The organism is Paenibacillus sp. TSM33, from assembly GCF_056099025.1.
On the sequence record NZ_JBLZXB010000020.1, the window covers coordinates 1 to 17,160 of the forward strand.

Here is a 17,160-nt window from a genome sequence, read left to right on the forward strand (position 1 = left end):
CATTTCTTCCGCCTGCTCCTCGCTGATCTGCACATATTCCACCTGGAAGGCGGCTTCTTTGTAAATCCGCTGAACCGCTTCGCCTTTTACCATCTCAAAGCCGGTACGCAGCGTTTCATGACGAGCTACGAGCCTACGGAACGCTTCTTCAAACCGCTGCCGGTCGAGCTCCCCTTCGAGCAGCATAGCTCCCGGTATGTTGTAGCTCAGCTCGGCTCCTTCCAGCTGGTTCAAGATATAGAGACGTTTCTGAGCGGAAGAGAGCGGATAATACTCGCTAGGTTCCGCAGCCGGAATAGCCGTGAACGAGCCGATCTCCAACCGCTCCATAGCCGCGGCCATTTCTTCAACCGTCGAGTAGCGGAATACGTCACGAAGCGGGAATTCAACGCCTAGCTCCTTATGCATTTTGCTGACAAGCGTCGTCGCCCGCAGGGAGTGTCCGCCGAGGTCGAAGAAGTTGTCCGTTACGCCTATCGCCTTCTCCCGAACAAGCACATCCTGCCAAATGGCGGCCAGCTTCGCCTCCAGTTCGGTGCGCGGCGCCACGTATTCGCGGCCTCCGCCTGCCCCCCCTTCCGGTGCCGGCAGCGCCTTCCGGTCGATCTTTCCGTTCGGCGTCAGAGGCAGGCGCTCCAGCTCCACGAAGTACGACGGGATCATGTACCCCGGCAGTTCGCTGGCAATCGCCCGTTTCAGGTCTGCCGCCGTCAAGCCTTCTTCTGCTGTATAATAAGCGCACAAAGCTTTCTGACCTTCTTGATCTTCCCTGACGACGACGACCGCTTCCGTCACGCCACCTACACTCAGCAGCTTCGCTTCGACTTCACCCATCTCAATCCGGTACCCCCGGATTTTCACCTGGTTGTCGATCCGGCCGATGAAGTCCACGTTCCCGTCCTCCATCCACCGCGCCAAGTCTCCCGTGCGGTACAGCCGCTCGCCCGCGGCGAACGGGCTGTCTACGAATTTCTCCGCCGTCAAATCCGGGCGGTTCAGGTAACCGCGGGCCACACCCGCTCCGCCGATAACCAGTTCGCCCAACACCCCGATCGGCACCGGCTTCAGATTCGCATCCACGATGTAGAACTTGGCGTTCAGCCACGCTTTCCCGATCGGCACGCTACCCGTCTTCGGCAGCTTCTCCAGCGGCTCGTCATAGAAGCTTGAGTCAATCGCCGCTTCCGTTACACCGTAGCTGTTAATAATACGGAACTGCGAGCCGAAGCGCTCCTGCAAGGTCCGGTAATCGGCTACGCTGCACGCATCCGAGCTTGTGATCAGTAGCTTCACCGAGCTGAGGTCCAGACCCTCGGCATGCACGTGCTCCATGAACGGCACGATCAGCGCCGGCGTCGATTCGAAAATTGTGACCCGCTCCTGCTCAATCCAGTGGTGCAGACGAGACGGATCGATCCGGTCGTCCTTCGGCACGATGACCATAGTGCCGCCGTTGTACAGCGTCCGCGCAATGTCTCCCACGAACACGTCGAATGAGAAGCTTGCGAGCTGCAGCAGCCGCACCGGGAACTGATCCAACCGGTATTCCCGCCGGTAGCCCGCCGCCGTGTTCACCAGGCTGCGGTGCTCGATCATCACGCCCTTCGGCTTGCCCGTCGTACCGGAGGTGTAGATGACGTAAGCCAAATCGCGCGGCTTGTTCACATTCGCCGGATTCGATGCGAGATCCGCCGCTAGTACGTTCTTCTCGGCTTCTGCCGTGGCGGACGTTTCGGCAGAAGCCGTTTCCGCTTGCGCCAAAGCCTCCGCCTCTGCGCCTGCTTCGCCCAAAGCTTGTACGCCCACAGCCGCTTCGAGGCTGTACGTCGCGGCATCGTCAAGCGCAAGCACCGTTTGCAGCACTAGAGCTCCGTCGCTGCGCCAAGCTTCCGCCTGCTCCAGCAGGCGGGTCTGCGTAAGCAGTACCGACGCCCCGCTGTCCGCGAGCATATACTCGATCCGCTCCGCCGGATAGTCCGGGTCGAGCGGCACATAAGCGCCGCCCGCTTTCCATACGGCGAGCACCCCGATCAACAGTTCCGCCGAACGGTCGGCCAGAATGCCGACCACCTGCTCCGGCTTCACCCCGCGCGCCCGCAGTGCATACGCCAGACGATTCGCTTTGGCGTTCAGCTCCGCATACGTCAGCTTGCTGTCTTCGTAGACAACCGCCAGCGCTTCCGGAGTGCGCTCCGCCTGCTCCTCGAACAGCTCGTGGAACGTTCTCTCTCTCCACGACTCATCCGCTTCCAAACCTGTGCCCTCTGCGGCGGGTTGCTTCACAAGAGCCGAAGACGACACGTCAAACCCGACCAGCAAATCATGCTTTTCGCTGTCCGTCAAGATATCCAAATCTGAAATCCGCGCACCCGGCTGAGCCAGGATCGACGCCAAAAGCTGCTCGTAATGACCCGCCAGCCGTACCATCGTTTCCTGTCTAAACAACGAGGTAGCGTACTCGATCTTGCAAACCAGCTCGTTATCAGCTTCCACGATATCAAAGCTAAGATCAAACTTTGCCGTCTTTTCCTCGATGTCGAACAGCGACCATTGCAAGCCTTCCAGGGTTAAATCCAAGCTTTCGTGCTTTTGCAAAGAAAACATGGTGTCAAACAGAGGATTCCGGCTTAAATCCCGGCTCACCTGAAGAGCTTCCACCAGCTCCTCGAACGGATAGTCCTGGTGCTCGTAGGCTCCAAGCGTCGTTTCCTTCACTTCCTGCAAGTAATCCAGGAACGTCCGCTCCGCCGTCGGACCCAAGCGAAGGGCCAGCGTATTGACGAACATGCCGATAATTGGCTGCAGGTCGGCGTGAGAACGGGCGGCAATCGGAGTGCCGACCACTATATCTTCCTGTCCCGCATATTTATGAAGCAATACGGAGTACGCAGCCAGCAGAAGCATGTACAGCGTCGCCCCCGAATCGCCGGCAAGCCGTTTGAGAGCTTCGCTTTTCTCCGCACCAAGCGTAAACGTGAGCGTTTGACCGTCAAACTGCTGGACGGCCGGGCGGGAGAAGTCGAGAGGCAGCTCAAGAACCGGAGGCTCGGAGTTGAAGACCCCGCGCCAGTATTCCTCCTGCCGTTTGATGCGTAGACGCTGCTCCTCGGATTGCTGCCAAACGGCGTAATCCTTGTATTGAATACGCAGCTCCGGCAATTCTTCCCCATTGTAAAGCCGCACGAATTCGCGCAGCAGCACGTCCATGGAAAGGCCGTCGGAACCAATATGATGAATATCCAGCGCGAGCAGGAATTTCTCTTTCTCCAGTTCGATCAGCAGGGCGCGCAGCAAAGGCGGCTGGGTCAAGTCAAAAGGCTGAATGAAGCCTTCAAGAATGGCCGCAACCTGATCTTCGCTTGCTTGAAGCTTCTCGACCTTGAAAGCTACGAGCGGATGAATACGCTGAACCGGCTCCCCATTCACGATTTCAAAACCAGTGCGCAGCATATCATGCCGGGCCACCAAAGTAGTCAGTGCCTTTTCCACTTTGGCCTCATTCAAAGCCCCTTCCAACTGCAAGGCGCTTGGGAGGTTGTAATTTAGCTCCGAGCCATCCAGCTGGTGCAGGACGTACAGCCTTTTTTGTGCGGAGGAAACCGGATAGTACGCTTTCTCTTCCGCCTTCGGAATTGAACTGTGCCGCGTTTCTTCCAAACTGGCAATAGCCCCGGCCATAGACTCTACCGTCGTATAGCGGAACACATCGCGCAGCGGAAGTTCAACGTTCATTTCCTTCTGAATCTTGCTGACAAGGTTTGTCGCCCGCAAGGAGTGGCCTCCGAGCTCGAAGAAATTGTCCAGGACTCCAATGCCGGAGTAGCCCAGCACTTCCTCCCAGATCTTCACAAGCTGGGACTCCGTCCGGTTACGCGGTGCTACATATTCGACGCCCGTCTGCAAGCTGCCTTGCGGCTCTGGCAGCGCTTTGCGGTCTACTTTGCCGTTGGCCGTCAGCGGCATGCGCTCCATCTGCACGAAGTACGACGGGATCATGTACCCCGGCATTCCCTGGGCCAGCGAGGCTCTCATTTCGCTGACCGTCAGTGTCCGGTCCGCCACAAAGTAGGCGACAAGCGCCTTCTCGCCCCCACCGTCCTGACGGGCAAGCACCACCGCTTCTTCCACGCCCTCGACGTTCAGCAGTTGCGTCTCGATTTCGTCCAGTTCGATCCGGTAACCGCGGATTTTGACCTGGTGATCGATCCGGCCCAGGTATTCGATGTTGCCGTCCGGCAGCCAAGCCGCCAAGTCGCCCGAGCGGTACAGTTTCTCCCCCTCTGCAAACGGGGAATCGACGAACTTCTCCGCCGTCAGATCCGGGCGGTTCAGGTATCCTCTCGCAAGGCCTTCCCCGGCTACGTACATTTCGCCCGCTACGCCGATCGGCACAGGGCGGCGGTTTTCATCAAGGACGTACACGCTCAGCGTCGGGATCGGCTTGCCGATATTGCTCTTCGCCGCCTCTATTTCGACCCATGTGATTTCCTTATACGTAACGTGAACAGTCGTCTCGGTAATGCCGTACATATTGATCAGCTTCGTCTCCGGGTACTTCGTCTTGAAGCCCTTGAGCAGTAGCGGACTCAGCGCTTCGCCCCCGAAGATGACGTTGCGAATCCGCAGATCGTACGGATGGTCCGCCAAGACCTCACGCAGCAGCTGGTAGAAGTACGTTGGCGTCTGGTTCAAAATCGTGACCTGTTCGCGGCCCAGCAGCGCCAGGAAATCGGCCGGATTTTTCGCTGTGAGCGGCGGTACGATGACCAGCTTGCCTCCGTTCAGCAGCGCTCCGTACATTTCCCAGACGGAGAAATCAAAGCAGAACGAGTGGAACAACGTCCACGTGTCGGACGGCCCGAAGTCGAACAGGTTCTTGTCGTTGAACAGGAGGCGCACGACGTTCTTATGCTCGATCAGCGTTCCTTTCGGTCTGCCGGTCGTTCCTGACGTGTAGATGACATAAGCCAGGTTGACTGGCCCGGAAATCGGCTTCAGGTTCGAAGCGTCCAGCGCACCTTCGGAGTCCGTCCCTCTGTCGCCCCAAATGAAGTCGTCCAATTCGAGGCGCGTTCCTGCGAAGTCGGTCTTCTCGTGCAGATGCTTTTGAATCAGCAATAACGGCGCGCCCGAATCCTCGATCATGAAGCGGATGCGCTCCTCCGGGTAGTCGGGATCGACAGGCACGTATGCTCCGCCCGCTTTGAGAATCGCCAGAATGCCAACGACCATATCGAGCGAGCGTTCGGCCAGAATCGCTACCAGCTGGTCCGCTTCTACTCCCGTCTCCCGCAGCTTCCGCGCAAGGCGGTTGGATCGCTCGTTCAGCTCGCGGTAGGTCAGCTGCCGCTCGTTCATGACGGCGGCCACGTTGTCCGGGTAAAGCTCCGCCTGTTCTTCGAACAAGCCGTGAATCGTCTGCTGCCGCGGGTAGTCCGCCTCCGAATCGTTGAAACCGCGCACCAGCTCGCGGATTTCCTCCTCCGTGAGCATTTCCAGCGAGGCAATATCCCCGTCCGGCGCTGCTGCGATGGTTTCGAGCAGCTTGCCATAATGTCTGGCGAACCGCTCCGCGGTCTCCTGTTTATACAAAGCCGTAGCGTACTCCAACCGACATTCGAGCTGACCGTCCATCTCCGAAATGTCCAGGAGCAGCTCGAACTTGGATGTTCGGTTTTCCAGCGGATAAAACGATTGCTCTAGCCCCTCGATGACAATTTGCTCGTTCTCCGTATTTTGCAGGGAGAAGAACGTGTCAAAGAGCGGATTCCGGCCGGTTGCGCGCGGAATGTGAAGACTTTCTACCAAGTCTTCGAACAAATAATTTTGGTGTTCGAAAGCCCCGAGCGTGATGTCCTTGATTTCTTCCAGGTACGAAAGGTACGGCTTGGAACGCTCCGGACGGCTGCGAATGGCCAGCGTGTTGATAAACATCCCTACGATCGGCTGCACTTCTTCCTGCGTTCTTCCGGCAATCGGCGTTCCTACGATCAGATCTTCCTGACCCGAATATTTATGCATAAGGATGGTGTAAGCCGACAGCAGCACCATGTACAGGGTCGTCCCTGTCCGTGCCGCCAGCTCTTTCAACTTCTCCGTCCGATCTTTCCCGATATAAAACTTCACGGTTCGGCCGTCAAAGCTTTGCACCGCAGGCCGCGGGAAGTCCGTCGGTAGCTCCAAGACCGGCAGCTCGCCCGACAGCTGTTTCAGCCAATACTCCTTCTGCGGCTGGAGCATCTGCCCATAAGCTTCGGAATGCTGCCAAACGGCATAATCTTTGTATTGAATGCGCAGCGGGGCCAGCTCCTCGCCCCGATACAGGCGGCTGAACTCGTCGAAGAGCAGCGCTGTCGAAATGCCGTCCGAGACGATATGGTGCATATCGAACAGCAGAATGTGGCGATCCTCGGCGACTTCGATCAGGCCGATGCGGAGAAGTGGCGGTTTGGTCAGATCAAACGGGTGATAGTAAGCTTCCACCACTTGCTCCACTTCCCGCTCGCTCGCTTGGAAATAATCTACAGCAAACGCCACCTCGTCATAGATGTGCTGGACAAGCTCGCCTTGAACCTGCTCGATCCCGGTACGCAGCGTCTCATGGCGCTGAATCAGCGCCCGGAACGCATGCTCGACGCGCATGCGGTCCAGCTTGCCCTCGAGAAGAAGCGCCGCCGACATATTGTAGCTGCGCTCGGCCCCGTCAAGCTGGCGCAGGACGTACAGACGCTTTTGCTCGGATGAAACCGGATAGTACTCGGCCTCAGCCGCCTTTGTAATCTCATACGTCTCCTGCTGCCTTAAACCGCCGATTCTTTCGGCCAGCTGTTCGATCGTGGTGTAGCGGAAAACTTCCCGCAGCGGAACCTCGACTTGCAGCTCTTTCCGAATCTTGGAGACAAGCGTGGAGGCCCGCAAGGAGTGACCACCCAAGTCAAAGAAATCGTCTTGGACTCCAACTCGCGCAATACCCAGCACCTGCTGCCAAATGAGAGCAAGTCTTGTTTCCAGCGTTGTGCGAGGAGCCACATACTCACGGCCTGCTTCTATCTCTCCGGTCGGTTCAGGCAGCGCTTTGCGGTCAATTTTACCGTTCGGCGTGAGCGGAAGCTTATCAAGAGACACCAGCCGGGCCGGGACCATATGGGCCGGCAGCTCTTGCTTCAATCGGGACAGCAGATCGCTCAGCTGCAAGGAAGCATCCGCCGCCACGTAGCCGCACAAATACTTTTGCCCCTGCTCATCCGTACGGTCGGTCACCACAGCCTGCTTGACGCCCGGGAAACGCTGCAGGGCCGTTTCAATTTCGCCGAGTTCGATCCGGAACCCGCGAATTTTCACCTGATAGTCGATCCGGCCGATGAAGTCGACGTTGCCGTCTTCCAGCCAGCGGGCCAAATCGCCTGTCCGGTACAGACGTTCGCCCGGCACAAACGGGCTGTCCGCAAACTTCTCGGCGGTTAGGTCCGGACGGTTCCAGTATCCGCGCGCCACCCCGTCGCCGCCGATGACAAGCTCGCCCGGAACCCCTACAGGAACCGGCTTTAACGCGTCATCGACAATGTAAAACCGGGCGTTCAGCCAAGCTTTGCCGATCGGCACATGACCCGACGGCGGCAACTTATCCAGCGGCTCACCGTAAAAGCTGCTGTCAATGGCCGCTTCGGTAACGCCATAGCTGTTGATGATGCGGAATTGTCCGCCGAATCTTTCCTGTAGCAATCGGTAATCGGTGACACTGCAAGCATCCGAGCTGGTAATCAACAACTGCATGGAGCTAACGTCTAGCCCTTCTTCATAAACATGCTGCATGAACGGCAGGATGAGCGCAGGCGTCGATTCGAATATCGTAATGTTTTGGTCCCGAATCCAGCCGTATAAGAGGTTCGGATCAATCCGGTCATCCTTCGGCACAATCACCATCGTGCCTCCGTTATACAGCGTCCGTGCGATGTCTCCGACGAACACGTCAAACGAGAAGCTGGCCAGCTGCAGCAGCCGCACCGGAAACTGATCTAACCGGTACTCGCGACGGTACGCATCCGCCGTATTCACGAGACTACCGTGCTCGATCATGACGCCTTTCGGGCGTCCCGTTGTACCCGAGGTGTAAATCACATAAGCCAAGTCTTGCGGGGCGCTGCCGGCAGATTCAAATTCCACGGCTAAGGCATCCCCGTTATAAATCTGTTCATCGTCCATGGCATAGACAGCTTGAAGCTTCAGCCGGTCATCGGCCAACCAACCTCTGGCCCGCTCCAACAGATGACGCTGCGTAAGCAGCACCGATGCATCGCTATCGCTGAGCATGTACTCAATCCGCTCCGCCGGATAATCGGGGTCCAGCGGTACATAGGCTCCGCCGGCTTTCCAAACGGCGAGCACCCCGACCAGCAGTTCCACCGAACGCTCCGCCCAGATCCCCGTAATCGTCTCCCTTCCCACGCCCTGTTCGCGAAGGAGAGAAGCCAGCCGCTCGGCGCGTTCGTTCAATTCGCTGTAGGTCAGCTGTTTGTCCATGTAGACGACTGCCGGATGATCCGGAATTTCTCGGGCAAACTTTTCAACATACCGATGAAACGCTTCTCCCTCGCTCAGCCCTGCCACCGGCGGGTTAAAAACGTTGAGAATGCGGTGTCTCTCCTCATCACTCAGCAGAGAAATCTCGCGTACCGGCAGTTCGGGAGTCTGAAGAAACTGGTCCAGAACGGTCACATATTGGTCCATAATCCGATCAATCTCGGCTTTCTCGAACAGGCCGGTACGATAGGAAGCATGGAGAATTACATGGCCTTCATTCAGCATATGGTCGAAGCGCAGCAGCAAATCGTCCATCTCGTGCCTAGCGAAGTGAGCCTCCAGGCGTACCTTGATTTCTTCGTACTCCACGATTTTCAAAGGCAGATATTCCAGAGACGTGCGGAACAGCCCCGAAAGATCGTTGCGGCCGTGTTGTTCGCGTAAATCCTGGATCAATTGGTTATAAGGATATTTCTGATACCGCAGATCCGCCGCATTTTCCTTGGAAACCGTTTGGATCAAGGAAAGCACATGCCCGTCTGGATTCAGACGAATCCGCGTAGCCACCGTGCTGACGAACATACCGATCGTTTCTTTTTCCTTCTTGCTGGTGCGATTGGCGAAAACCGTGCCGACCGGAACATCGGTGCTGTCGGTCAGCTTGTACAATAAGGCGTACATGACGGACAGAAATAACGTATATAAGCTGACCTGATATTGTTCGCTGAAGGCCAGAATGCGTTCATACCGGGAACCGTCCAAAGTGATGGCCAGTTTATTGGATTCGCTGCCGATCGAGAATGGCGGATACGATTTAATGCCGGTCGTTTCAGGCAAAGTGCTGTACTTCGTCAGCCAGTATTCCTTGCCTTTTTGATAACGCTGCGATTGCTCATATTCACGCTCCGCGGATATATAATCCAGATAGGAAGGGGCCTGGTAACTGCTGGAGATGCCTTTGCGCAGTTCCAGATATTTTTCCATCACCGCATGCAGCAAAGCATTGACGGACAAGCCGTCGGCAATAATATGATTTACCGTCAAATTGAGCCATACTTGGCCGTTCGCAAAATGGATAATCGTAAATTGGTAGAGGTGTTCGTCGAACACGCTAGCCGGTTTTTCGCTTACTTCTTTCACCCAAGCATAGAATTGTTCGGTTGTGCCTATTTCGAGGCGGCTTATCCTAGCTTGGACATTCTCCGGCTCTTCGAACCACTGCGTTGGATTTTGCAAATCCCCGCTAATGCGTATTCGGAAAACGTCATAGGTTTTGACGATCTCTGCCGCCGCTTGCTCCAGAAGCTGTGTGTTGATCTCGCCCGTAATCTGGTAGGTCGCGGAAAGCATCGTGATGGACGTTCCCGGATTCATAATTTCCATGAACCATATTCGACGCTGGGCTTGCGTTAATCCATATTGCTCGTTGGTATTCTCTCTCACATCGACACACTCCCGGTTTAGAGATTCTTTATAGATAGGCTTTGTACCTAGATGTCACTTAGTCACTCTTAGAAGAACCGCGCAGGCCATTCCCGGAACGGCTCCTTCGGACTCTTCCTCCTTTTTCGTGTCTACGTTTTCTGGTAACTACCGGTTATAAAGTAATACCTTGGATTACTAAAAGACTCTGTCACATTCGCAAGCAGGAAGCCGCCCGCCATAAAGTGGGTCTAGCCGTACAGCCGGGCGTAATAACCCCCGAGCGCCATCAGGTCCTGATGGCGGCCCCGCTCGACGACCGCCCCTTGGTTCATGACGGTAATCAAATCCGCATGTTCCACGGTGCTGAGACGGTGGGCGATCAGAATGGTGGTGCGTCCCTTCATCAATACGTTCAGGGCCTGCTGTACCCAATGCTGGGATTCGTTATCCAGTGCGGAAGTCGCTTCGTCCAGCAGCAGAATCGGGGCGTTTTTGAGAATCGCCCGGGCGATCGCAATTCGCTGCCTTTGTCCGCCCGACAACGACGCTCCTCTCTCTCCCACCGGTGTTTTATACTGTTCAGGAAGTTCCTGAATGAAATGGTGAGCGTACGCCGCTTTGGCCGCTTCGATCACTTCTTCATCCGTTGCATCTGGGTTACCGTAGCGGATGTTTTCCTCAATCGTGCCGGTAAACAAGAACGGCTCCTGCGGAACGTATGCAATCTGCCTGCGGATTTCGTCCAGCGTGTAATGGCCGAACGGCTTGCCTTGGAGCAGGATTTCTCCGCTGTCCACAGGATAAAAGCCGAGCAGCAGCTTGATCAGCGTACTTTTGCCGCTGCCACTGGCTCCCACGATAGCGGCGACCTGGCCGGGAAACACCTGCATGGAGATGTCGACAAGCACCTTTTTATCCGCCTGATAGGAAAATTCCACATCGCGAAACTCCACCGCAGCCTCCGACACGAGCTCGCTGTGAGGAGATCCCAAATGCTCCGGTTCCTCTTCCTCTCTTAGTACCTCTTGAATCCGGTGAGCGGCCGCGAGCGAATTTTGGGTCATCGACAGAACCATCCCCAAGTTCAATAAGGCGTGCGTCAGATTCACTTGCAGAACCGCCAGGGCAGCGACACTTCCCATTCCCATCAGTCCGTAGGCATAAAGAAGACTGCCGATGACGATGATGCCGCAGAACGTGACGTAGCTGATAAAATGATTCACTGCAGCCTGCATGCCGTTCTTCTGCGCGGTTTGCCGAAGCGTCTGCGTCATTTGTTCGTTCAACGCCTCGTACTGCCCGTAAATCGTGCGGATGCGGAACAGCTTCACAATTTGAATGCCGCCCATAAAATCTTTGAATTTTTCGGTCATTTTACCGAGCGTTTGCAAGCCTTGTTCGGACAAGGCGCGAATATCCCGCGCAAATTTCAGGCTGACCACGGAGGACAGCAGCAGAATAACGAAGGATACGCCAGCAAACCGCCAATCGATCAACACCATAGAGACAATGGAGCCGATGCAAAAGACAACTTGAAGCAGCAAAACAAAGTAAACCTGCGAGAATGTAAACTCAACGGTCGTTACGTCGTTGTTCACCCGCGACAGCAAGTCCCCATGGTGCGTCTGCTCCAGGAATCTCGGCCGCACCCGGCACAGCTTGTCATAAAGACGTTCGCGGATATTCAACACAGTCAGCTCGACACTGCGCTGGTATAAGTAAATGAACCAGGGAGAAATCACATTTTCCAGGAACAAGGCCACGCCCAAAATAATAAAGGCTTCCACCATCAGGGACGTATCTCGGGACACGGCGAAATCAACCAAGTTATGTACGACCAAGCTGAAGGCGATCAGGAACAATGTCTGGGTGAGCGCCGTCACGGCTAGGCCAATGGCGTACTGGGTTTTGCGCTTGCGGTTCATAAACATCAGCAAGTAGCCGAGTTCTTTCACTTGCGAGAGCCATCCGCCCTTTTTCATGTGTACGCCACCTCCCTGCGTTCGGCAGACTCGGTAAATTCCTGATAGTACGACTGGGCGTACAGTCCCTTCATCTTAAGCAATTGTTCATGAGTGCCCTTTTCAACAATACTCCCCTGTTCCATGACCCAAATTTCGTCGGCGTTTTGTACTGTAGAAAGCCGGTGGGCAATAATCATCGTCGTTCTCTGCTTCATCAATACGCCCAGCGCTTCCTGAACCGCGCTTTCCGACTCCGGATCAAGAGCCGACGTTGGCTCGTCCAGCAGCAGAACGGGAGCATCCTTCAGAAAAGCCCGGGCCATTGCAATGCGCTGGCGCTGCCCGCCGGACAAAAAGCCTCCGCGCTCTCCGACATACGTCTGGTAGCCGTCGGGAAGCTGCATAATGAAGGAATGCGCCTGAGCGGCTTTGGCGGCTTCGATAATCTCGTCCATCGACGCTACTTCCCGCCCGTAGCCTATATTTTCAGCGATCGTGCCGCTAAACAAATATGAATCCTGGGTCACCACGGAAAAATGCGACCGAAGCTGCTCCAGATCGGCGCCGTGGATCAGGCTGCCGAACACGCGGATCTCGCCCTGGTCCTCCGCAAGCGGATAAAAGCCGCATACAAGCTTAAACACCGTGCTCTTCCCTCCGCCGCTAGCTCCGACAAGCGCGATCGTCTTCCCTTCCGGCACCGAGAAGCTAACATTCCGCAGGATCGGGGAACTCCCCTCATACCCGAAGGTTACGTTCTGAAACTCGATGGGGGTGGCGCTCGCTTTCGATAGCGAACGGCCATTTTCCGTTTCGGTCGGCTGCTCGACGATCTCGGAGATCCTTCTCAGGGCACCGGTCATTTCGAACGTCCGCGTGATGAGTTCGGGAATATGCTCCAGCGGCTCCAGACACAGATTCAGCAAGTACAGGAAGGCGATCAGCTCTCCCGCGCCTAGCTGCCCTTTGTAGATCAAATAACTTCCGTAACTGACGGCGAAAATGATCGGGCTGATCATCAGCGTGGAAAGCAGCGGGTTGACCCAGGCTTCCCGCTTTTTCACGGCCAGCTTTTTTTGGGCCGTCAATTGCAGCAGCACTTGGTAGGAGCGAGATAACATGCCGGATAGCAGGTAGCTTTTTACAATAGGCATACCCCCAAGCGTATCCTGGAGGTTGACGTTCATTCGACCCATGTTCGCCTGGGCTTCCTCCGTCAACCGCTCCAACTGCTTGCCGATCCATTGGGAAACCAGCAGCGCTACGGGAAATAACAGTAGGCTGTACAGCATCAGCTCCCATTGGAGGTAGATCAAATAAGCAAAACAGCCGATGAACAACAGCGGATGATAAAACCACTGAGCGAGGTCCCGAATCATAAACTGCTGGATGAGCTGCAGGTCGTTGTTGATCCGCGACAATACGTCGCCGGAGTGCTGCTTTTCCAAATAGGAGACCGGAAGTTTGCCGGTATGACGCATGACATGGTTGCGGATATCCTGCACCGCAGAGGCGCTGCTTCGCTCCACGCCGAAGCTCATGAAAAACTTCGCCGGCACACCGATCAAGATGACCACAAAGACCGCGTACACGATTTGCAGAACGACTGGCCCCGCCCCCTTCTCGGCCTGGGTGGTCAGCTGCTCCATCAAACTTCCCGTCCATATCTCAATAACGGCGGCGGCAATCGCGGACAAAACACCGACGATCATCCAGCCTTTGTGACGGCTTACATAGGACATCAGCCAGCGGAACGCTTTCCAGGCGGCGTAAGCGGTTTGGCGCTTGGAAGGCGCCGCTGTGTCTTGTTCTAGAACAGACGGCTGGCGGTCAGCTTCCATGCAGTACCCCGTCCTCCGCTTCGATCTGCCGCTTGACTTGCTCTAAGATGTCCCGGATGACGACGGCCGTTTCTTCCACGCGCGCGAGTTCCAGCAATTCCTCGTGCGCGCCCTCCAGCCGGTAATCGGCGTAAGCTTGCGTCGTTGCCCCCTGCCAGGAAGGCAATTGGTGCTCCAGGCGGAACGCTTCGCTGTCCTTCGCAATCAGTTCGTAAATCCTGGCCGGGATCGTGCCGGAATTAATAAGCTGCGCTTCATACGCTAAGGTCGCTTTGACCTTCCGATGAACCCGCTCCCGCACGAGCGGGTTGCTCATTAATTCCTTCTCTTCTTCGTCGAAATCGGCAAGCGTTTCTTCAAGCTCTTTCTCCGACGTTTCGGAAGGTGTCAGCGTGTCCTTAATCCACGAGTCCACCATGAGTACGTCCGTTACGGAATACCCTCTTTTCTCCATCGTTTTGGCTACCTCGAACGTCAGGTTGCCTCCGAAGCAGTAGCCAAGCAGCACGTAAGGTCCTTCCGGCTGGATGCGGACGATCTCGTCCACATAACGGTTCAGCATGGCCTCGTAATCGACGGCATCGTCGATAAAATCAATGCCGTAGAGCACGAACCGGCCGTCGAGCCTGCTTGCGAGCTCTCGGTAACCGATGCCGAAGCCGCTACCCGGAGGGAAGCAGAACACGTTCAGATCTCCTGCTTTATTCAGTTTAATGAAGGAGTCTCCCCCTTTATCCAGGCCGAGATCCGACTCGCCGAAAGCCATGGCTTCAACTGTTACATTGTGGAATTGGCGGTTCAGCGGTATCTCGATGCCCGTTTCATCGTAAACGGCTTGAACGAGCCTCATCAGACTTAACGAATTGCCACCCAACTCAAAAAAGTTATCCTTTACGCCGACCTTCGGAACGCCAAGCGTATCCTGCCAGACGCGGGCGATCTTCATTTCGAGCAGCGTTCTCGGCGCGACATATTCCGTTCCTCCGGCCGCAGATTCCTCTGGCGCGGGCAGCGCTTTGCGGTCAATTTTCCCATTCGGGGTCAGCGGCATCCGCGAAAGCTGCACAAGATGCGAAGGAATCATATACCCCGGAAGCTGCTTGGCGAGCTCCTCCTTGAGTTCATGCGCCGCCAGCCTCGTTTCCGCGACGTAGTAAGCGACAAGCTGCTTTTGGCCGTTCGCATCGTCGCGGTCGAGCACCTTGGCTTCTTGCACGGCGGCGATCTTCAGCAGCTGCGTCTCGATTTCGTCCAGTTCGATCCGGTAACCGCGGATTTTGACCTGGTGATCGATCCGACCCAGATATTCGATGTTGCCGTCCGGTAGCCAAGCCGCCAAGTCGCCCGAGCGGTACAGTTTCTCCCCCTCTGCAAACGGGGAATCGACGAACTTCTCCGCCGTCAGATCCGGGCGGTTCAGGTATCCTCTCGCAAGGCCTTCCCCGGCCACGTACATTTCGCCCGCTACGCCGATCGGCACAGGGCGGCGGTTTTCATCAAGGACGTACACGCTCAGCGTCGGGATCGGCTTGCCGATATTGCTCTTCGCCGCCTCAATTTCGACCCATGTGATTTCCTTATACGTAACGTGAACAGTCGTCTCGGTAATGCCGTACATATTGATCAGCTTTGTCTCTGGGTACTTCGTCTTGAAGCCCTTGAGCAGCAGCGGACTCAGCGCTTCGCCCCCGAAGATGACGTTGCGAATCCGCAGATCATACGGATGGTCCGCCAAGACCTTACGCAGCAGCTGGTAGAAGTACGTTGGCGTCTGGTTCAAAATCGTGACCTGTTCGCGGCCCAGCAGCGTCAGGAAATCGGCTGGATTTTTCGCTGTGAGCGGCGGTACGATGACCAGCTTGCCTCCGTTCAGCAGCGCCCCGTACATTTCCCAGACGGAGAAATCGAAGCAGAACGAGTGAAACAGCGTCCACGTGTCGGACGGCCCGAAGTCGAACAGGTTCTTGTCGTTGAACAGGAGGCGCACGACGTTCTTATGCTCGATCAGCGTTCCTTTCGGTCTGCCGGTCGTTCCTGACGTGTAGATGACATAAGCCAGGTTGACTGGCCCGGAAATCGGCTTCAGGTTCGAAGCGTCCAGCGCACCTTCCGAGTCCGTCCCTCTGTCACCCCAAACGAAGTCGTCCAATTCGAGGCGCGTTCCTGCGAAGTCGGTCTTCTCGTGCAGATGCTTTTGAATCAGCAATAACGGCGCGCCCGAATCCTCGATCATGAAGCGGATGCGCTCCTCCGGGTAGTCGGGATCGACAGGCACGTATGCTCCGCCCGCTTTGAGAATCGCCAGAATGCCAACGACCATATCGAGCGAGCGTTCGGCCAGAATCGCTACCAGCTGGTCCGCTTCTACTCCCGTCTCCCGCAGCTTCCGCGCAAGGCGGTTGGATCGCTCGTTCAGCTCGCGGTAGGTCAGCTGCCGCTCGTTCATGACGGCGGCCACGTTGTCCGGGTAAAGCTCCGCCTGTTCTTCAAACAAGCCGTGAATCGTTTTCCCCCGCTCGAACCCGGTTTCGGTGTCATTAAATCGCTTCAGCAGCGTCTCCCTCTCGTCTGGGGACAGCACATCGGCTTGTCCGAGCTCCAGATCCGGCTGAAATAAAAGCACGGACAGCAGCCGAACAAGATGGTCGACCGCCTGTTCCACAAATGCCCGCTCGTACCGCTGCCCGTCAAAGCTTATTTCCAGCTCGATGGAGTGGTTTTGGCGGTCGAAGCGAAAAAACGTATCGGCCGCCACCCGGTTAACCAGCGGTTCCGGATGAATCGGGGCGAAGGATACGACGGTGTTGACGACCGGGAGGCCGTCCCCCGTATAGTCCAGATGGAGCGGCTCCACCATTTTCCGAAAAGGCAGGTGCTGATGCTCCAGCGCCTCGCCGATGGAAGCTTTGATGCCCCCGAGCAGCGTTTTCAGCGTAGTCTGGCGGCTTACGGACGTCTTGATCACCAAGATGTCATGCGGCGGCGGAGTCCCGTCGGGGTCTGCGCTATAAGAAGGCATGCCGACCAGCACTTGGTCCCTCCCGGTATATTTGAACAGCAGGCTTTTTACTCCTGCCAAAACAATCATGTACAAAGCCAAATCCGAACCGTTGGCGAGGCAAATGATTCTCTCCGAGATTTCGCTCGGCAGAGTACGATGAAGCAAGCCCGGCTCGGCCGCAGCTTCCCCGTCGGCCGATAATTTGGAGGATTGACTGTAGGGAAGGAAGCTCAGGCTGTCATCGGCGTCAAACTTGCCGCTCCAGTACCGTTCTTCCTTTTCAAACAAAGATTTCATTCGTACCTCCCCTAAAAATGAAGTGACCGCATGCCCCGGCGCAGGTCCGAAAAAGTTTGCTTTCGGCCTCCGCGTTTACGGGCTTGGACGTTGTTCGCCGTCTTCCTTGGGA

The 17,160-nt window shown here is 56.2% G+C and carries 4 protein-coding genes; all 4 read right to left on the reverse strand.

The window, feature by feature from the left end:
• Positions 1-9,963, reverse strand: a 9,963-nt coding sequence (locus tag ACN6NF_RS21780) for a non-ribosomal peptide synthetase (RefSeq protein WP_474319555.1), incomplete at its 3' end; no start/stop codon positions are given.
• 230 nt (positions 9,964-10,193) lie between these two features.
• A complete protein-coding gene (locus ACN6NF_RS21785; protein ID WP_474319556.1) occupies positions 10,194-11,927 on the reverse strand; it encodes an ABC transporter ATP-binding protein in 1,734 nt (577 codons plus the stop codon).
• Positions 11,924-13,750, reverse strand: coding sequence for an ABC transporter ATP-binding protein (locus tag ACN6NF_RS21790; RefSeq protein WP_474319557.1), 1,827 nt, complete (start codon positions 13,748-13,750; stop codon positions 11,924-11,926). The genes ACN6NF_RS21785 and ACN6NF_RS21790 overlap by 4 nt, the downstream gene beginning before the upstream one ends.
• The gene (locus tag ACN6NF_RS21795) at positions 13,740-17,048 is read right to left on the reverse strand and encodes a non-ribosomal peptide synthetase (protein WP_474319558.1); all 3,309 of its coding nucleotides are present in this window, start codon (positions 17,046-17,048) and stop codon (positions 13,740-13,742) included. Before ACN6NF_RS21795 ends, ACN6NF_RS21790 begins: the two co-directional genes overlap by 11 nt.
• Between the last annotated feature and the right edge of the window lie 112 nt (positions 17,049-17,160).